The organism is Paraplanobispora takensis (genome assembly GCF_016863195.1).
In the GTDB taxonomy this organism is placed as follows: Bacteria; Actinomycetota; Actinomycetes; order Streptosporangiales; family Streptosporangiaceae; genus Planobispora; species Planobispora takensis.
In genome coordinates this window covers 16,710-31,382 of the sequence record NZ_BOOK01000041.1, presented here as the reverse complement: position 1 = coordinate 31,382, position 14,673 = coordinate 16,710, and the positions used below count along the sequence as shown (strand labels likewise).

Below are 14,673 nucleotides of genomic sequence, written 5' to 3'. Positions count from 1 at the left end.
TTCGCCTACTTTCGTGACATATGGCGCGACACCCCCGCTGGGAGACACCGTGATCGCATCCCGAATCCGTTCCGCAGGCCTGGCCGCGTTCCTCCTGGCAGGGGTCGCGGCGTGCGGGGCCGCACCGACCGCCACCTCCTCCCCCGCCGCCTCGGGCAGTGGCTCCGCGGCCGGCGTCGACGCCAGGACCGCCACCTCCGCCGCCGACTTCGGCGGGATGGAGCAGCTCGTCGCGGCGGCGAAGAAGGAGGGCAAGCTCCACGTCATCGCCCTGCCGCACGACTGGGCCAACTACGGCAAGATCATCGAAGCCTTCAAGACGAAGTACGGCATCGAGATCGAGGAGGAGACCCCCGACGCCTCCAGCGCCGACGAGATCAACGCGGTCAAGACCCGCAAGGGCCAGGACCGCGCCCCCGACGTCCTGGACATCGGCCAGTCCTTCGCCATCAGCGGCGCGGCCGAGGGCCTGTTCGCGCCCTACAAGGTGCAGACCTGGGACAAGATCCCCGACAACCAGAAGGAGCCGAGCGGCCTCTGGGCCAACGACTACGGCGGCTACGTCTCGATCGGCTGCGACGCCAAGAAGATCGACAACTGCCCGGAGACCTTCTCCGACCTGCTCAAGCCGGAGTACAAGGGCAAGGTCGCGATGAACGGCAACCCGACGCAGTCCGGCTCGGCCTTCGGCGGCGTCTACGCGGCGGCCCTGGCCAACGGCGGCTCCTTCGACGACATCCAGCCCGGCCTGGACTTCTTCAAGAAGCTGAAGGACACGGGCAACTTCAACCCGGTGGAGACCACCCCGGCCACCATCGAGAAGGGCGAGACCCAGATCAGCATCGACTGGGACTACAACAACGCCGCCTACGGCCCCGTGATGGCCGGCAAGGGCATCGACTGGAAGACCGTCGTCCCGAGCGACGGCAAGTACTTCCAGCTCTACGCCCAGGCGATCAACAAGGACGCCCCGCACCCGGCCGCCGCCCGCCTGTGGCAGGAGTTCCTCTACAGCCCCGAGGGCCAGAACCTCTATCTCGGCGGTTTCGCCCGCCCGGTGCTGCTGCCCGCGATGCAGGCCGACGGCTCGGTGGACAAGAGCGCCGCGGCCAACCTGCCCGCGGTCCAGGGTGAGCCGAGCTTCCCGACCGAGGAGCAGATCAACAAGGCCAAGGAGGTCCTGGCCACCGGCTGGGGCGCCGCGGTCGGCGGATGATGGTCTCGATCACCGGGGACGCCGGTGAGCCGGCCGCCGCGCCCCGCGGCGGCCGCGCCCGGACCGGCAGCTGGCCGGCGGCCGTGCCCCTGCTCGCCTTCACGGCCCTGGCCTTCGGGATCCCGGCGGTCGCGCTGGTGCTCGGCGCCTTCACCGTCCGGGACCCGCAGACCGGGGTCTCCGGCTTCGGCACCTCCAACCTGGTCGAGAGCCTGCGGGGCAACTACCTCTCCACCCTGGTCAGCAGCGTGCAGCTGTCGGCCGTGGTGGCCCTGCTCGGCGCGGTCCTGGGAGCCTTCCTCGCCCAGGCGGTGGTCACCTCCCGGTTCCGGACGCTGCGCGAGTCGGTGCTGACCGCCTCCGGCGTGCTGGCCAACTTCGGCGGCGTGCCGCTGGCGTTCACCTGGGTCGCCACGCTGGGCAACTCGGGCGTGCTGACCCAGGCGCTCGGGCTCGGCGAGTACGGCTGGAGCCTGTACACCTTCTGGGGCCTGGTCATCGTCTACATGTACTTCTCCATCCCGCTGATGGTGCTGGTCATGGTGCCCGCGATGGACGGGCTGAGGCCGCAGTGGCGGGAGGCGGCCGGCAACAGCGGCGCCACCGCCTGGCAGTACTGGCGGCACGTCGGCATCCCGGTGCTGGCGCCCGCGCTGCTGGGCGGCACGGTCCTGCTGTTCGGCAGCGCGTTCGCCGCCTACGCCACCGCCAGGGCGATGGTGGGCAGCACGGTCCCGCTGGTCACCCTGCAGATCGCCGACGCGCTCACCGGCGACGTGCTGATCGGCCACGAGAACATCGCGCTCGCGCTGAGCCTCGACATGATCGTGGTCGCGGGCCTGGTGATGGCGGTCTACCTGCCCCTGCAGAGGAGGAGCAGCCGATGGCTGCGGTGACCCCCATCCTGCCCACCGGGACGGCCGATCCCGCGGCCCCGGCTCCGGCCTCGTCCCCGGTTTCGCGCCCGCGCCGGATGCGCCTGTGGCGCGGCGTGGTGCTGGGCGCCGCGGCGGTCTACTTCCTGGTCCCGATGGCCGCCTCGTTCTGGTTCACCGTCCACAGCGAGCAGCAGGGCTTCTCCCTGTCCACCTACGCGGAGATCCTCACCGCCGAGGGCTTCGCGGCGAGCATGCTGCTGTCCCTGGCCCTGGCGGCGGCGACGATCGTGGTGGTGCTGGCGCTCACCCTGCCCGCGCTGCTGGCCGTACGGCTCGGCGCGCCGGGGCTGCGGCCGGTGCTGGAGGTGATCTGCACGATCCCGCTGGTCGTGCCGCCGATCACCTTCGTGACCGGGATCAGCACCGTGCTGCGCTGGGGGCCGGACTATCTGGCCGCCACGCCGTTCTGGGCGACGCTGATCGCGATCCAGGACGAGACGTTCCCCGTGGTGCTCGTGCTGGCCTACGTGGTGCTGGCCCTGCCGTTCGTCTACCGGTCGCTGGACGCGGGGCTGCGCGCGATCGACGTGCGCACGCTGGTGGAGGCGGCCCGCAACCTGGGCGCCTCGTGGCCGCACGTGATGTTCCGGGTGGTCATCCCCAACCTGCGCTCCGCCATCGCCAGCGCCTCGTTCCTCGCCCTCGCGCTGGTGCTCGGCGAGTACACCGTCGCCGCGCTCCTGGGCTACCAGACCTTCCCGGTCTGGATCGTCACGATCTCCGGCGCGAACGGCCGGCTGTCGGTGGCCGTCTCCATCCTCAGCCTGCTGACCACCTGGCTGCTGCTGCTGATCCTGTCCGGCGCGGGCGCCAAGCGAAAGGACTCACAATGAAGACCTCCGGCGTCGAGTTCCGGGGACTGCGCCGGGTGTTCGGCCGTACGGTCGCCCTGGACGGGCTGGACCTCGCCGTCGAGCCCGGCGAGCTGATGGCGCTGCTCGGCCCGTCGGGCTGCGGCAAGACCACGGCGCTGCGCTGCGTGGCGGGCTTCGAGCACCCCGACGCGGGGGCCGTGCTGATCGACGGCAAGGACATCACCCGGCTGCCGGCCAACCGCAGGGACGCCGGCATGGTCTTCCAGTCCTACTCGCTGTTCCCCAACCTGAACGCCCGCGACAACGTGGCCTTCGGCCTGCGGGTGCGCAAGGTGCCCGCCGCCCGGCGGCACGCCCGCGCGGCCGAGCTGCTGGAGCTGGTCGGCCTGCCCGAGCACGGCGGGCGCTACCCGCACGAGCTGTCCGGCGGCCAGCAGCAGCGCGTCGCCCTGGCCAGGGCGCTGGCGCTGGAGCCGCGCGTGCTGCTGCTCGACGAGCCGCTGTCGGCTCTGGACGCCAAGGTCCGCGTCGCGCTGCGGGAGGAGATCCGCCGGCTCCAGCTCGACCTCGGCATCACCACGATCTTCGTGACGCACGACCAGGAGGAGGCGCTGTCCATCGCCGACCGGGTCGCGGTGCTCCGCGACGGGCGGCTGGAACAGGTCGGGCCGCCCGCCGAGGTCTACGACCGTCCCGCGACGCCGTTCGTGGCCGAGTTCGTCGGCACGATGAACCGCGTCCCCGGCCGGCTGTCCACCGTCTCCGGCGCGTCCACCCTCTCCGGCGCGTCCGGCGGATCCGGCGCGTCCACCCTCTCCGGCGCGTCCGGCGGATCCGGCGCGTCCGGTGTCTCCGGCGCCGAGGTCACGGTCCTGGGCCGGCTCATGCCCGTGGACGGTCCGGTACCGAGCAGCCCCGAGGTGGACGTGCTGGTCCGCCCCGAGGCGGTGATCGTCACCCCCGAACCCGGCGGCCGGGCCCTCGTGGTGGCCTCCTCCTTCCGCGGCTCCTCCGCCCGCCTCCGCGTCAGCCTCGGCGACGCCCCCGGCGACCTGGAGATCCTCGCCGACGTCCCCGGCCACGACGCGGTACGGCTGGCCCCCGGCACCCAGGTGACCGTCACCCTCGTCCAACGCCCCGTCCTCGTCTCCCCCCGCCCCGCCCCCTCCACATCCCCGGCCACGGCCGCCACCCCGCCCGCTTCCTCCGCCTCCCCGGATCCAGCCGGTCCTTCGGCCATCCCGCCCACCCCCTCAGATCCGGCCGACCCCTCGGCCGCTTCCCGGGACCCGGCCGCCCCCTCCGACGGCGCCGGTACGGCCGGCACCACCGCGGAGGCGACCGGCGCCGCCGTACGGCGAGACGGGCGGTGAGCCTCCGGGCCGTCCTGTTCGACATGGATGGAACGCTCGTGGACACCGAGGGCCTGTGGTGGGAGGCGTGCGTGACGGTCGCCTCGGAACTCGGCCTGGAACTGGGCGACTCGGACAGCGGCGACGTGCTCGGCCGCCCGGTCGAGCACGTCGCCGCCCGTCTCGTCCGAAGCGCCCGGGACGGGACGGGCGAGCCGGAACGGGAGGCGGTCGCCGTACGGCTCGCAGAGGAGTTCGCCGAGCGCGTCGCGGGCGGGGTGACCCCCCTGCCGGGCGCGCTGCGGCTCCTGGACGACCTCGGCGCCGCCGGTGTGCCGATCGCCCTGGTCAGCGCCTCACCCCGGCGGGTCGTGGACATCGTGCTGCGCACCGTCGGAGCCGAACGCTTCCGTCTCGTGGTGGCCTCCGAGGACACCGCGCACGGCAAACCCCGGCCCGATCCCTACCTGAAGGCCGCCGCCGGGCTGGGCGCCGACCCGTCCCGCTGCGTGGCCGTGGAGGACAGCCCGACCGGCATCGCGGCGGCCAGGGCCGCCGGATGCCGCGTGATCGCGGTCCCCTCGGACGGGGCGGCGCCGTACGGCGTGCTGACCGTGGACAGCCTGGAACAGGTGGATCTGCCGATGCTGCGGATGCTGGCCGCCGGTCAGATCTCGGTAGGCTGAGCCACCACCCAGGCGACGGTAAATGCGGTTAGGTAATACGGTGAACAACCTCAGTCCAGGCGAACCCCTCCAGATCGGGCATTACCGTGTGCTCAGCCGGCTGGGCCGGGGCGGCATGGGCACCGTCTACCTCGGTCAGGCCCCCGACGGGCAGCGGGTCGCCATCAAGGTGATCAACCCCGAGTACACCCAGCACGAGCAGTTCCGGATGCGTTTTCGCCGGGAGGCCGACGCCGCGCGGCGGGTCCGGCGGTTCTGCACGGCGGCCGTGCTGGACGCCGCACTGGACGGCGAGCAGCTCTACGTGGTCACCGAGTTCGTGCCCGGCCCCAACCTGGAGGAGGCCGTACGCTCCGACGGGCCGCTGCGCGGCTCCAGCCTCGACGCGCTCGCGGTCGGCGTGGCCACCGCGCTGACCGCGATCCACGGCGCCGGGATCGTCCACCGCGACCTCAAGCCGTCCAACGTGCTGCTCTCCCCGGTCGGCCCGCGGGTGATCGACTTCGGCATCGCCCGCGCCCTCGACACGCTCAGCGGGGTGACCGGGACCGGCGAGGTCATCGGGACCCCGCGCTACATGGCGCCGGAGGTGCTGCGCGGCGAGCCGGTCTCCCCCGCCTGCGACGTGTTCTCCTGGGGCTGCCTGGTGGCCTTCGCCGCGAGCGGCCGGGCGCCGTTCGGCGGGGAGGCCCTGCACGCGGTGCTCTACCAGGTGCTCAACACCGAGCCCGTCCTGGAGGGCCTGGAGCCCGGCCTGCGCGAGCTGGTCGGCTACGCCATGGACAAGGACCCCGGCCGGCGTCCCACCGCCCAGCAGCTCCTCGACCACATGGTCGGCCGCTCGGCCGCCCCGGAGCAGGCCGCCCACTCGGTGCAGACGGTGTGGCAGCAGAGCCCGCCCACCCCGCACACGACCGCGCAGTGGACGGAGAGCGCGCCCGCCGGATCCCCCGGGTCCACCGTCCCCGCCGGACCCGCCGGACCCGCCGCGCATCCCGGCCACACCGTCCCCGGCGCGGCGCCCACCCGGCCCGGATACGCCCCACCGGCCGGACCGCCCGCCCACACCGTCCCCGCCGCCCACCTCGGCCAGACCGGTCAGACCGGCCCGCTCGGGCAGGCCGACCGGCACGGGCAGACGGGGCCCGCCTCCGCCCGGCCCCAGGGCGACACACGGGCCTCCGGTCCCGGGCCCCGCCACGGAGCCCCGGCCGCGTCCGTCCGGCGCAAGAAGCTGATCGCCGGAGCGGTCGTCGCCGCCGTGGTCGCGGTGGCCGGCGGCGTCGGCGGCTACGTCGCGCTCAGGTCCGGCGGGCCGCCGGACGACCTGTCCCTGCTCTACCAGGACGACTTCATCCAGAGCGGCACCGGCTGGAGCGGCGGCGGCTACGACCCGGCGACCGTCAAGTACGGTTACGCGCCCGAGGGCTACTACGCCGTCGACGTCACCGGCGACGATCCCGTCCACCGGGAGACCGCGCCGGTCCCCTTCGTGGTCGCCCCTCCCGCCACCCCGGACCCCTCGGCCACGCCGACCCCGGTCATCCCCGACCGGCTGCTGCTGGGCGTCTCCCTCGGGGTCCGCAACGGCAGCAGCGGCGTCGGCGAGTCCGGACTGTTCTGCCGCGGCGACGACGACTACAAGGCCACCCGTTACGAGTTCCTGGTCGACACCACCGGCAAGGCCCGCATCCGCAGGACCGTCAAGAGCGCCGGCGGCGACCTCGGCGAGCCCGTCCAGCTCGATCTGCCCAAGGGCGAGCCCGTCCGGCTGCAGGCCGAGTGCAGCGGCAGCGGCGAGGGCGTGCGGCTCACCATGTGGGTCAACGGGGAGCAGACGCACTCCCTGCTGGACTCCAGCCCGCTGCCCGCCGGCGAGGTCGGCATGATCGCCCGGGTCGGCGAGAAGAGCGGGGCCGTGCTGAAGGCCTCGTTCGACAATTTCACCATGCACGGCCCTGCCTCAGCCAAGAAGCCGTAGCAGGAACAAGGATGATCGGCTTCGGGTTGGGGAGGATCGAAGCACCCGTCTGAGCGAAGGAGTCAGCACGATGCACGCCATAGTCGTCTCCGCCACCGGTGGTCCCGAGGTCCTCACCTACCAGGAGTGCCCGGAGCCGGAGCTGAACCCGGGCGACGTGCTGGTCGACGTCGCCGCCAGCGGCGTGAACTTCATCGACGTCTACCACCGGATGGGCCGATACCCGCTCTCGCTCCCCTTCACCCCCGGCAACGAGGGGGCGGGGACGGTCGCCGCCGTCGGCGAGGACGTGCAGGGGCTGTCCGTCGGCGACAAGGTGGCCTGGGCGAACGTGACGGGCAGCTACGCGGAGAAGGTCGTCGTACCGGCCTCCCACCTGCTCGCCGTGCCCGACGGGGTCGCGCCCGAGGTCGCCGCGGCCGTCACCCTGCAGGGGCTCACCGCGCACTACCTGACCCACTCGGTGCACGAGGTGAAGGCCGGTGACGACGTGCTGGTGCACGCCGCCGCCGGCGGCATGGGCCTGCTGCTCACCCAGATCGCCAAGCTCAGGGGCGCCCGGGTGATCGGCACGGTCTCCACCGAGGAGAAGGAGGAGCTGGCCCGTCAGGCTGGCGCCGACGAGGTCCTGCGCTACAAGGGCTTCGCCGACGCGGTGCGCGACCTGACCGGCTCCGGCGTGCACGTCGTCTACGACGGCGTGGGCGCCAGCACCTTCGAGGAGAGCCTCGCCTCCCTGCGCCCGCGCGGCATGATGGCCCTGTACGGCCAGGCCAGCGGCCCCGTCCCGCCGGTCGACCCGCAGGTGCTGGCCAGGGGCGGCTCGCTGTTTTTGACCCGTCCCTCCCTGGGCGCCTACATCGCCACCCGCGAGGAGCTGGCCTGGCGCGCCTCCGACATCTACGGCTGGCTGGCCGACGGCAGGCTCAGGGTGCACATCTCCCGCCGCTATCCCCTGGCCGAGGCCTCCCGGGCCCACGAGGACCTCGAGGCCCGCCGTACCACCGGCAAGCTCCTGCTCGTCCCCTGACCCGCCGCCTCAGGCTCCGTACGGCCGCCGCCCCGCCCGGGGCGGCGGCCGTACGTCATCGCGAGGGGTCCGGGGCGCCGAGACCGACCGGGAAGGCGTCGAAGGCGACGATGACCCGTGCGGTGTCCGGCGTGCCCTCCTCCCGGTCCCTCACCCGGTTGCGGTGGGCCTCGATCACCCCGGAGACCTCCCGGACGAGGTCGGCGAGCTCATCCCGGGTCAGGCGCATGACGGTGTGCGAGTTGAGGGTGGCCCTGACCCATTCGCGCGGGGCGTGCCGCGACTCCTCCAGCCAGCGGCCGAGTTCGGCGTTGCGCTGCCGGAGCAGGTCGGCGAGCAGGAGCTCGGCCGCCTGCGCCGTGTCGGGGTCGCGGCGGAAGCGGTCCCCGTCGAATCCGAACGAGGAGGCGCGCCACCAGCGTTCCTTCCCCTTCCCCCGGCCGGGAGCGTCCTCGATGAGGCCGTGGTGGGCCAGCCGGCGCAGGTGGTAGCTGGTCGAGCCGGTGCTCTCCCCGCTCTTGGCGGCGAGCTGGGTCGCCGTCGCGGGGCCGTCGCGCTCCAGCAGTTCCAGCAGGCGGAGCCGGATCGGGTGGGCGAGCCCCTTGAGCGCGGAGGCGTCGAGCTCCCGGGTCGAGTTCAGGACGACCGGTGGGTCATCCGGGCCGGGGGTCTTGTCGTCCATGGTTTGCAGCCATATCTTTGCAAAGAGAGTTTTGCATACTTTCCTTTACACGCTACCGGAGGTGCCGGTGCCCGGGCGATCCTTCCGCTGGTTGTGGGCCTCCTCCGGCCTGTCCAACACCGCCGACGGCGTCGTGCTCATGGGGGTGCCCCTGATCGCGGTGACGCTGACCCGCTCGCCGTTCCTGGTCTCCCTGGTCACCGCGGCGGTGACACTCCCCTGGCTGTTGTTCTCCCTGCACGCGGGGGTCTTCGCCGACCGGTGCGACCGGCGCCGGATGATGGCCGCGGCCACCTGGGCCCGGGCGGGCGTGCTGGCCGCGCTGGCGCTGACGGCCTGGCTGGGGATGCTGAACCTGCCCGTGCTGCTGGCCGGGGTCCTGCTGCTCGGCGCGGGCGAGGTCTTCGCCGACAGCGCGGCGCAGGCGGTGGTGCCGATGGCCGTGCCGCGTGAGCGGCTCACCGACGCCAACGGCAAGCTCGTCGCCGCGCAGACGGTCGGCAACAACTTCCTCGGCGCCCCGCTCGCCGGGGTCCTGATCGGGCTCGGCGCCACGCTCGGGATCACCGCCACGCTCGGGGCGCCCGCCCTGCTGTACGCGGCGGCGGGACTCGCCCTGCTCGGCATGCGCGGGCGTTTCCGCCTCCGGACCCCCTCCTCCGGCCCGCTCCGCGCCGACATCGCCCGGGGGCTGCGCTTCCTGTGGGGACACCGCGTCCTGCGGAGCCTGGCCCTGTTCGCGGGAGTGTTCAACTTCGCGAACGACGCCTACTTCGCGGTCTTCGTCCTGTGGGTGGTCGGCGAGGAGTCGCGGGTGGGGCTCACCCCCGGCGGGTACGGCCTGCTGGCGGCGGCGCTCGCCCTCGGTGCGATCGCGGGCTCGCTGGTCGCCGAGCGGCTGGCCCGGCACGCGGGCCAGGCCCGGACGCTGGTCACGGTCAACCTGGTCAACGCCCTGCTGCTGCTCGTCCCGGTCCTCGTCCCCACCGTCCCCGCCATCGGCGTGACCGCCGTGCTCCTCGGCGCGACCAACGCCGTCTGCAACGTCCTGCTGGTCTCGCTGCGCCAGCGGCTCGTCCCCGAGCGGCTGATGGGCCGGGTCCACGCGACCGTCCGCCTGATCGGCATGGGCGCCAGGCCCCTGGGCGCGGCGGCCGGCGGGATCCTCGCCGCGGCGGCCGGGCTGCCCGCCGTGTTCTGCGCCGCCGCGGGCCTGTGCGTCCTCACCATCCTCCTGGTCTCCCGGACCGTCACGGCCCGCGCGGTGGCCGCGGCCGAGGCGGAGGCCGAGTCCGGGAGCGGGGCGACGTCAGGTCCGGGGGCGGGAGGCGAGGGGCTGGGCGGGCCAGTCGAGGAGACGCGCGCCCAGCACGGCGGTCTCCAGGGTGAAGCGCTGGGTGGGATCGTCGGGGGAGAAGCCGGTGAGCCGGCGGACGCGTTCCAGCCGATAGGTCACCGCCCGGGTGCTGACGCCTAACTTGCGCGCGGCCGCCGTCTGGTTCCCCTGCGCGGCGAAGACGGCCTCCAGCGTGGCGAGCAGCGGCTCAGGACCGCCCCGCGCCTCCAGCAGCGGGCTCAGCACGGTCGTGACCAGGTCGTCGATGGCTTCCCGGTCGCGCAGCAGCACCGGGAAGACCAGCAGGTCGGCGGCCTTGAGCACGGCCGCGCGCAGCCCCAGCCGATCGCCCAGCTCGATCGCGTTGCCGGCCTCGCGGTAGGAGGCGACCACCCCGCCGGGCCCCCGGTGCGGGCGTCCCACCCCGACCCGCCAGCCCGGCTCCATGGCCTGCCGCACGTGATGCGTGAACTCCCCGGTCGCCGCGCCGAGGCCGCCCGGCGCCACGCAGACCATCATCCCGTCCCGGACGGCGACCAGCACGTTGTGCGACCCGAACCGGGTGATCATCGCCTGCTCGATCCGCCGCACCATCGCGTCCCCGTCCCCGCGCAGGGCCGTACCGGCCGGGCGGGCGACCGCGACCACGTAGGACTCGGCGAGCCGGAGCCCGAAGTGCTCGGCGCGCTCGGCCAGCCGGTCCGAGCGGCCCTGGAGCAGGTCGTCCACGAACTCCCTGCGGGCCGACTCCTCCTGGCGGATGGCCAGCCGCTGGGCGTTCTCGTAGCCCTCCATGAGGGCGGAGACCACCCGCCGCAGTGCCGGCAGCAGCGCCGCACCGGCTGCCCGGCCCGGCCCGGCGGGCCCGTCGTGTCCGGCCGGCTCGGCCATCGCCAGGGCGGTGTCGACCAGGTCCCGCAGCGGCACGCCCAGCTCGGCGGCCCGCGCGCCCGCCGTCCGGTAGGCGTCGAGCGCCTCACGGCCGGGCAGCCGCCCGGTGGCGACCGCCTCGTCCAGCACGTGAAGGTGCCCGCCGAGCAGGTCGGCGGGCACCTTCATCACCGCTGTCCCTTCGCTCGATCGCATGCCGGCTCCTGCGATCTCGTCCATCAGACTCCCACGTCACGCCGATCGAAGGCGAGGATCGCGGTGATCAGCAGCACGGCGGTCGCACCGGCCAGCACGAGGTAGTCCCCCACGGGGAATCCCTGGTGGAGCGGCCTGCCGTCCAGGTAGTAGTGGAAGGGCGAGATCCAGCGCAGCCAGGAGATCCAGTCCACGTTCTTGCCCATGGTCTCCACGATGTAGCCGCCGACCGCGACCACGCCGACGACCGCCATCGCCGCCCCCTTGCGCCCGGTGGCCGCGCCCACCGTCAGCGCCAGCACGCCGAAGAACAGGCCGAGCAGGAAGACCCCGGTGTGCGCGGCGAGGATCCGGTCGGCGGGGACGCCCATGTCGGAGACGGCCGACAGCACCCAGACGAGCAGGAACGTGGCCGCCGCGACGGCGAGCAGGCCCAGGGCGAGGGCGACGAACCGCTCGAAGACCAGCCTCCTGCGGTCGATCGGAAGCGTGACGGTCAGCTCCAGCGTGCCCGCCTCCTCCGGCTGGGCGATCGCCCGGTTGCCCAGGAGCATCGCGCACACCACGAACAGCATCGGCCCGAACAGCTGGTAGACCACGCTGCTCAGATATCCGATCCCGGAGGTGAAGTCCTCCATGCCGCCCATCAGGTCGCGCAGCGCGCCCGGATACTTGGCCAGCGCCTGTGCGCCGTAGATCTCCTTGTTCTCGGAGATGTTCGGATAGATCGACAGGTAGAGCGTGAAGAACGCCCCGATGCCGATCGTCCAGCGGATCAGCGACCTGCGGTAGTCACGCAGGCTCTTGGACACCAGCGCGGGCATGACGTCCCTCCTCCTCGCTCTCGCTGTAGTAGGTCAGGAAGATCTCTTCCAGGTCGGGCTCGGCGCTGACCAGGTGCACCACGGTGAACCGGGCCGCCGCCTTGACCAGCGCGTCCGGGCGGCCGTCGATCGTGCAGCGCACGCCGGCCCCCTCCACCTTCAGGTCCCGCACGCCGGGCAGGTTCTCGAAGGCCTCTCGCGGCACGGGCGCGTCGAAGTGCAGCTCCACCCGGCGCACCGCCTTCTCCCGCAGGGCCGCGATGTCCTCGACCGCGACCAGCCGGCCGCTCCGGACGATGCCGACCCGGTCGGAGACGTGCTCCACCTCGGCCAGCACGTGGGAGGACATCAGCACGGTCCGCCCGCCGCTGCGCACCTCGCGGACCATCGCGAGGAACTCCTGCTGCACCAGCGGGTCCAGCCCGCTCGTCGGCTCGTCCAGGATCAGGAACTCCGGCTCGTGCATGAACGCCTGGATCAGCCCGACCTTCTGCTTGTTGCCCTTGGAGAGCTTCCCCATCGGCACCGACAGGTCGGCGTCCAGCCGCTCGGCGAGCGCCGCGATCCGCTCCCTGGGCACGCCGCCGCGGGCGCGACCCAGGAAGTCGAGGTACTCGCTCGCCTTCTCGCGGCCCTCCAGGGCCAGTTCCCCGGGCAGGTAACCGATCCGGCCGCGCACGGCCGGATCGCGGGGGTCCATGCCCAGCACGCTCATCCGGCCCCGGGTGGGGCGGATCACGTCGAGCAGGAGCCGGATGGTCGTCGTCTTGCCCGCGCCGTTCGGGCCCAGATACCCGAACACCTCTCCGGGCCTGATCTCCAGATCGAGGTCCTCAAGCCCCCGGCGCCTGCCGTAGAACTTGGTCAGTCCCTCGGTCTCCACTACCGCTGTCATGCTCCCGATCGTGCCCCCGCACCGATCTCCCGGACCATGACCCGATCACGACACTTCCCCGCCTCTTCGTTTCCCGCTTCCGGAAGCCGCCCGGGGCGTCCGGAGCGTCCGGGCGTCCGGGCTCAGCGGAGCTTCCGCCGCTCGATCCAGGCGGTGATCGCCGCGGCGATCTCTTCGGGCCGGTCCTCCGGCGCGTGGTGGCCGGCCGGGCCGCAGTGCTCGATCTCCAGGGCGGCGATGTTGGCCGCGCACCAGGCGGCCATCTCCTCCCCGATGAGCAGGGTCGGCGCGGAGTCGAAGGTGAGCAGCAGCTTGGGGACGTCGCCGCTGCCCGCCAGCCACGCGCCGTAGGCCTCGATCCGGCCGGCCACGTCGGCGGGCTCCCCGTCGAGCGGCAGCGAGCGCGCCCACTCCAGCAGGGGGCGGCGGCTGTCGCGGGTGGGGTACGGCGCCAGATAGGGGGCCATCTCCTCCGGGCTCAGCGCCGTCAGCACACCGCCGGTGAACGCGGTCTCCACCAGGAAGTTCCGGTCGAGCACCAGCGACTCCCCCTCAGGCCCGCGGATCTTCTCACCCCGGGCCCGCGGCCCCTCGCCGAGCTCGCTCCAGCTCATCGGCCGGACGAAGGTCTCCATGAAGGCCACACCGCGAACCCGCCCGGGACGGCGGGCCGCCCGGTCGAAGGCCAGCGCCCCGCCCCAGTCGTGGCCGACCAGGATCACCTCCTGCAGGCCGAGCGCGTCGAACCAGGCGTCGAGGTAGCGGGCGTGGTCGCCGAAGCGGTAGCCGAGGGCGGGCTTGCCGGAGCGGCCCATGCCGATCAGGTCGGGAGCCAGCACCCGGCCGGACCCGCCGAGACGGGGCAGCACGTTGCGCCACAGGTGCGAGGAGGCGGGGTTGCCGTGCAGGAAGACCAGCGGAGCCCCGCCCTCAGCGGCCCCTTCCGTCTCCTCGTAGTACATCGTCGAGTCGAGCACATCGATGGTCGGCATCGGGCCACCCGTCCAATCCGTTTGCCACACTAACGTTTATGACACTAACGAATCTAAACCGTTAGGGTGGCTAACGCAAGGGATAAGATCGGCGGCATGAGCGACAGTGCCGCCGACATGACGCACACCGGCGACGACCAGGCCACACCCGTCCGGCTGCGGACCCTGCCGAGCAGGTTGCTGGGGATGGCGGCGGCGCACGCCGAGCGGCTGGTGAGCAGGAAACTGGCCGAGGAGGACGCGCGCAGATGGCACTACGCCGTGCTGGTCACGCTCCGGGAGTCCGGCCCGGCCAGCCAGGCGACGCTGAGCCGCCGCACCGGCGTCTACCGCAGCGACCTGGTCGCCGTGATCAACGAACTCGCCGACCGCGGCCTGATCGAGCGGGCGCCCGACCCCGCCGACCGCCGCCGCAACGTCATCACCGTGACCCCCGAGGGCCGCAGCCTGACGGCCCGGCTCGACGCCCTCCTGGACTCCCTCCACGAGGACCTGCTCGCCCCGCTGACCGGACCCGAACGCGAGCAGCTGGTCGCACTCCTGACCCGCCTGGTAGACCACCACTCACGGCAGGCGCCGCATTCCGCCGACGACCGGCACGCCTGAGGCGCACCTCTCTCCGGGACGCGCTCGTTCTCACCAGTCCTGGGAGAGACCGGACATGCGGCGGAGGTATTCGTCCTCGTCGATCTCGCCGGCGGCGTAGCGGCGCCGGAGGATCTCGCGGGGGTCGTCGGGCGCGGGCAGAGCGGAGGAGCGCCTCTTGGCGGTGTGGACCATGAGGGCGACGCCGAGCACCACCGCGGCGATCACGGCGATGACGAAGAGGACCATAACCAT

The 14,673-nt window shown here is 73.0% G+C and carries 14 protein-coding genes and 1 pseudogene; 9 read left to right on the top strand and 6 right to left on the bottom strand.

Annotation, left to right across the window (positions count from 1 at the left end; all coding sequences use genetic code 11):
- Positions 1 to 49 precede the first annotated feature (49 nt).
- The 7 genes from Pta02_RS28295 to Pta02_RS28265 all read left to right on the top strand — a co-directional run bounded on the left by Pta02_RS28295 (position 50) and on the right by Pta02_RS28265 (position 8,018).
- Positions 50 to 1,216, top strand: coding sequence for an ABC transporter substrate-binding protein (locus tag Pta02_RS28295; RefSeq protein WP_203878000.1), 1,167 nt, complete (start codon positions 50 to 52; stop codon positions 1,214 to 1,216).
- Positions 1,213 to 2,112, top strand: coding sequence for an ABC transporter permease (locus Pta02_RS28290; RefSeq protein ID WP_239131285.1), 900 nt, complete (start codon positions 1,213 to 1,215; stop codon positions 2,110 to 2,112). Before Pta02_RS28295 ends, Pta02_RS28290 begins: the two co-directional genes overlap by 4 nt.
- A complete protein-coding gene (locus Pta02_RS28285; RefSeq protein ID WP_203877999.1) occupies positions 2,100 to 2,987 on the top strand; it encodes an ABC transporter permease in 888 nt (295 codons plus the stop codon). Before Pta02_RS28290 ends, Pta02_RS28285 begins: the two co-directional genes overlap by 13 nt.
- On the top strand, positions 2,984 to 4,342 hold the full coding sequence (locus Pta02_RS28280; RefSeq protein WP_239131284.1) for an ABC transporter ATP-binding protein: 1,359 nt from the start codon (positions 2,984 to 2,986) through the stop codon (positions 4,340 to 4,342). The genes Pta02_RS28285 and Pta02_RS28280 overlap by 4 nt, the downstream gene beginning before the upstream one ends.
- Positions 4,339 to 5,007, top strand: coding sequence for an HAD family hydrolase (locus Pta02_RS28275; RefSeq protein ID WP_275423621.1), 669 nt, complete (start codon positions 4,339 to 4,341; stop codon positions 5,005 to 5,007). The genes Pta02_RS28280 and Pta02_RS28275 overlap by 4 nt, the downstream gene beginning before the upstream one ends.
- A gap of 40 nt (positions 5,008 to 5,047) precedes the next feature.
- The gene (locus tag Pta02_RS42045; RefSeq protein ID WP_275423620.1) at positions 5,048 to 6,988 is read left to right on the top strand and encodes a serine/threonine-protein kinase; all 1,941 of its coding nucleotides are present in this window, start codon (positions 5,048 to 5,050) and stop codon (positions 6,986 to 6,988) included.
- A gap of 70 nt (positions 6,989 to 7,058) precedes the next feature.
- On the top strand, positions 7,059 to 8,018 hold the full coding sequence (locus Pta02_RS28265; protein ID WP_203877997.1) for a quinone oxidoreductase family protein: 960 nt from the start codon (positions 7,059 to 7,061) through the stop codon (positions 8,016 to 8,018).
- 55 nt (positions 8,019 to 8,073) lie between these two features.
- Here Pta02_RS28265 and Pta02_RS28260 read toward each other — a convergent pair whose 3' ends face one another.
- On the bottom strand, positions 8,074 to 8,700 hold the full coding sequence (locus Pta02_RS28260) for a winged helix-turn-helix domain-containing protein (protein WP_203877996.1): 627 nt from the start codon (positions 8,698 to 8,700) through the stop codon (positions 8,074 to 8,076).
- Here Pta02_RS28260 and Pta02_RS28255 point away from each other — a divergent pair.
- Positions 8,699 to 9,898, top strand: a pseudogene (locus tag Pta02_RS28255) (MFS transporter); the annotation flags it as partial. The gene Pta02_RS28260 and the pseudogene Pta02_RS28255 sit on opposite strands and share 2 nt — an antisense overlap.
- Positions 9,899 to 10,009: 111 nt before the next feature.
- Here the strand turns inward: Pta02_RS28255 and Pta02_RS28250 are convergent.
- The 4 genes from Pta02_RS28250 to Pta02_RS28235 form a co-directional block, all read right to left on the bottom strand.
- Positions 10,010 to 11,122: a PucR family transcriptional regulator gene (locus Pta02_RS28250; RefSeq protein WP_239131283.1), complete on the bottom strand. Its 1,113-nt coding sequence runs from the start codon at positions 11,120 to 11,122 to the stop codon at positions 10,010 to 10,012.
- Between the two features lie 23 nt (positions 11,123 to 11,145).
- Positions 11,146 to 11,946, bottom strand: coding sequence for a DUF2705 family protein (locus Pta02_RS28245; protein ID WP_203877995.1), 801 nt, complete (start codon positions 11,944 to 11,946; stop codon positions 11,146 to 11,148).
- The gene (locus tag Pta02_RS28240) at positions 11,915 to 12,841 is read right to left on the bottom strand and encodes an ABC transporter ATP-binding protein (protein WP_203877994.1); all 927 of its coding nucleotides are present in this window, start codon (positions 12,839 to 12,841) and stop codon (positions 11,915 to 11,917) included. Before Pta02_RS28240 ends, Pta02_RS28245 begins: the two co-directional genes overlap by 32 nt.
- A 122-nt stretch (positions 12,842 to 12,963) precedes the next feature.
- On the bottom strand, positions 12,964 to 13,833 hold the full coding sequence (locus Pta02_RS28235) for a haloalkane dehalogenase (RefSeq protein ID WP_203877993.1): 870 nt from the start codon (positions 13,831 to 13,833) through the stop codon (positions 12,964 to 12,966).
- Positions 13,834 to 13,929: 96 nt separating this feature from the next.
- Here Pta02_RS28235 and Pta02_RS28230 point away from each other — a divergent pair, with 96 nt between their 5' ends.
- Positions 13,930 to 14,439: a MarR family winged helix-turn-helix transcriptional regulator gene (locus tag Pta02_RS28230; RefSeq protein ID WP_239131282.1), complete on the top strand. Its 510-nt coding sequence runs from the start codon at positions 13,930 to 13,932 to the stop codon at positions 14,437 to 14,439.
- 30 nt (positions 14,440 to 14,469) lie between these two features.
- Here the strand turns inward: Pta02_RS28230 and Pta02_RS28225 are convergent, their stop codons facing one another.
- Positions 14,470 to 14,673: an SHOCT domain-containing protein gene (locus Pta02_RS28225; RefSeq protein WP_203877992.1), complete on the bottom strand. Its 204-nt coding sequence runs from the start codon at positions 14,671 to 14,673 to the stop codon at positions 14,470 to 14,472.

Excerpts from the sequence above, each read along its gene's own strand:
- Pta02_RS28230 (WP_239131282.1), top strand. The coding sequence starts at position 13,930 with ATGAGCGACAGTGCCGCCGACATGACGCACACCGGCGACGACCAGGCC.
- Pta02_RS28225 (WP_203877992.1), bottom strand. The coding sequence starts at position 14,673 with ATGGTTATGGTCCTCTTCGTCATCGCCGTGATCGCCGCGGTGGTGCTC.
- Pta02_RS28290 (WP_239131285.1), top strand. The coding sequence starts at position 1,213 with ATGATGGTCTCGATCACCGGGGACGCCGGTGAGCCGGCCGCCGCGCCC.
- Pta02_RS28235 (WP_203877993.1), bottom strand. The coding sequence starts at position 13,833 with ATGCCGACCATCGATGTGCTCGACTCGACGATGTACTACGAGGAGACG.
- Pta02_RS28280 (WP_239131284.1), top strand. The coding sequence starts at position 2,984 with ATGAAGACCTCCGGCGTCGAGTTCCGGGGACTGCGCCGGGTGTTCGGC.
- Pta02_RS28250 (WP_239131283.1), bottom strand. The coding sequence starts at position 11,122 with ATGCGATCGAGCGAAGGGACAGCGGTGATGAAGGTGCCCGCCGACCTG.
- Pta02_RS28240 (WP_203877994.1), bottom strand. The coding sequence starts at position 12,841 with ATGACAGCGGTAGTGGAGACCGAGGGACTGACCAAGTTCTACGGCAGG.
- Pta02_RS28245 (WP_203877995.1), bottom strand. The coding sequence starts at position 11,946 with ATGCCCGCGCTGGTGTCCAAGAGCCTGCGTGACTACCGCAGGTCGCTG.
- Pta02_RS28265 (WP_203877997.1), top strand. The coding sequence starts at position 7,059 with ATGCACGCCATAGTCGTCTCCGCCACCGGTGGTCCCGAGGTCCTCACC.
- Pta02_RS28260 (WP_203877996.1), bottom strand. The coding sequence starts at position 8,700 with ATGGACGACAAGACCCCCGGCCCGGATGACCCACCGGTCGTCCTGAAC.
- Pta02_RS28285 (WP_203877999.1), top strand. The coding sequence starts at position 2,100 with ATGGCTGCGGTGACCCCCATCCTGCCCACCGGGACGGCCGATCCCGCG.